Annotated in this window: 4 protein-coding genes and 1 pseudogene; 3 read left to right on the top strand and 2 right to left on the bottom strand. The window is 43.3% G+C overall.

All coding sequences use genetic code 11. The features are described 5' to 3' along the window. Positions 1-107 precede the first annotated feature (107 nt). A pseudogene (locus tag JGK07_RS00190) lies at positions 108-461 on the top strand (winged helix-turn-helix domain-containing protein); the annotation flags it as partial. A gap of 80 nt (positions 462-541) precedes the next feature. Next, on the top strand, positions 542-1,006 hold the full coding sequence (locus tag JGK07_RS00185) for an IS630 family transposase (protein WP_293187162.1): 465 nt from the start codon (positions 542-544) through the stop codon (positions 1,004-1,006). Here JGK07_RS00185 and JGK07_RS00180 read toward each other — a convergent pair. Together JGK07_RS00180 and JGK07_RS00175 are read right to left on the bottom strand one after the other, a co-directional pair. After that, positions 978-1,166: a macro domain-containing protein gene (locus JGK07_RS00180; RefSeq protein WP_293187161.1), complete on the bottom strand. Its 189-nt coding sequence runs from the start codon at positions 1,164-1,166 to the stop codon at positions 978-980. The two genes, JGK07_RS00185 and JGK07_RS00180, sit on opposite strands and share 29 nt — an antisense overlap. Positions 1,167-1,183: 17 nt before the next feature. Next, positions 1,184-1,378 (bottom strand): DarT ssDNA thymidine ADP-ribosyltransferase family protein, encoded by a 195-nt coding sequence (locus JGK07_RS00175; RefSeq protein ID WP_293187160.1) that lies wholly within the window; start codon positions 1,376-1,378, stop codon positions 1,184-1,186. Between the two features lie 273 nt (positions 1,379-1,651). Here JGK07_RS00175 and JGK07_RS00170 point away from each other — a divergent pair, with 273 nt between their 5' ends. Beyond that, a complete protein-coding gene (locus JGK07_RS00170; RefSeq protein WP_293187159.1) occupies positions 1,652-1,828 on the top strand; it encodes a hypothetical protein in 177 nt (58 codons plus the stop codon). Positions 1,829-2,065: the final 237 nt, after the last annotated feature.

Below are 2,065 nucleotides of genomic sequence, written 5' to 3'. Positions count from 1 at the left end.
TTTAGTTATACGTGAGCATATTTTTGCGAACCTTCAGAGTGATGCTATGGCCGAGAGTACATAGATAATGCTTTTTGTCAATGCGTAAGTCCTAATATCGCTTAGTCCGTCGCTACAATCAATTAGGTGCACATGGGTTGAAAGACAAACGTCATCAACATCCGGGCACTCCACCTTTACTCTCTGTTGTAGAACAAGCACAACTGTTGCAAACTTTACGAACTCCGACTGCTGATGGAGGATTATGGAACAGTCGTAAAGTTGCTGAGTGGATCGGTAATTTACTCGATCGTCCAGTCAGCGTACAAAGGGGTTGGGACTATCTACGTTCGTTGGAGTTTCGGTTACGGGTACCCCGACCGGAACATGACCTAGCTGACCTTGAGGCTCAAGAAGCTTGGAAAAAAAACTGCGAACGCGAGCCAAACGAATTCAACAGCAGCATCCATTGGCAGCAGTAGAAGTGTGGGGAATGGATGAACATCGTCTCGGACTAAAGCCGATACTTAGGCGAGTTTGGGTAGGCTAGGTCGAGCAGCCCATAGCCAACGTCAATTGGCGATATCAATGGCTATGGTTGTATGGTTTTGTACACCCGTCAACGGGAGAAACCTACTTTTGGATTCTCCCAAAAGTTAACATCGAACTTTTTAACAAAGTTTTAGTAGATTTTGCCAAAGAATTTGGACTAGGCAAAGATAAACACATCATCTTAACTATTGACCAAGCTGGCTGGCATACTAGCCCACAAGTTATAGTTCCAGAGGGTTTACACTTAGAATTTATGCCCTCTCATTCTCCTGAATTACAACCAGCAGAGCGTCTCTGGCCGTTGGTAAATGAACCAATTGCCAATCGTTCATTTGAAAATCTTGATGAATTAGAGGAAGTGCTATTTCAGCGCTGCCAAGCTCTTCTCAAGCAACCTTCTTTAATTAAAGGGATTACTTGTTTTCACTGGTGGCCAAAAACCAAAGCTATATCATTCCGGTGCAACCGGAATTGATATGAGCTTTGCAAGCAAACTCATAAGCTTTGAAGTTTTCTGGAAAAGCTTTTCGGAATTGTAGTGCGATACCGCGTCCCATGACGCCCACACAATTCAAAGTGTTAACTAATGCTTCAGGGTCAGCTTTGAGGATGTCACCTTGAGTTAGCTCAATCATAGGTTTAGCGTCTCCCATCAAAAATACCAGGTAGGCTCTACAGCAATCGCGGGTTGATGCCCGGTGCTTGCCAAAGTCGTTTCAACTTGTGTTGCCATACTACTATTAATTGTCCCAATTTTCTCGATTAGTGTCCACGGAAAAACATCAAACATCAAAAACTCTGCTTGCTTACCTTCCTTGACTTTGGCATCACGAAAATCTGTGTTCACTTAGATAATATCAAGTTCGGTTAATTGCTTATAAGAACCGGCCGGGCGGGTTTATGAGATTGTCGGTTTTCGGCAATTATTATTAGTGAACCCGCCCCTACAGGAATTATATCTATTTAACCGAACCTGATATAACTATAAAAACCCGATCGCACAATTGCACAACTGATCGAACTCGGTTACACTCCAGAACTCCGCTATCAATGGAATCCAGAACGAAACGAATTCGATCTATACGCTCTAATTCACGATTTGCCGCTAGCAGAATCCCTAATGACCGACGAAAAATGTCACGAGTTTTTCCAGCATTTCAAATACAGCCAAATATATTCGATCGGCTGCGGTAATGCTGACCCAGATTGGCTGTTTGCTTGGGATTTTGATGACCCCCGCCGTCACGCCAAACCAGAAGAAATTGAACCTTTGCCAGCAACTACAGTAGCAGCTTAAATTATGACTGTCGATCTGTAAATTCTGTGTCTACAACAAACTCAATCCGTAGAAGAAAGAGCGATCCAGAGTGCGTTAATCTGGGAATCTGGGAAAAGTCGATTCCTGATTGATTTACCAGTCCTTGCAGAAGGATCGTATATCTAGGGCTGTCGATCGAAAATAATTTCCTCATATAATTGCTCGATCGGCAAACTTAGATTGATACTTTGAAACTCAACCCGTTCGCCCTCCCGA

It is taken from the genome of Microcoleus sp. PH2017_24_DOB_U_A (genome assembly GCF_020738205.1).
GTDB lineage: Bacteria > Cyanobacteriota > Cyanobacteriia > Cyanobacteriales > Microcoleaceae > Microcoleus.
The sequence above is the reverse complement of the archived record's forward strand: the minus strand, read 5'-3'. Positions and strand labels throughout refer to the sequence as shown.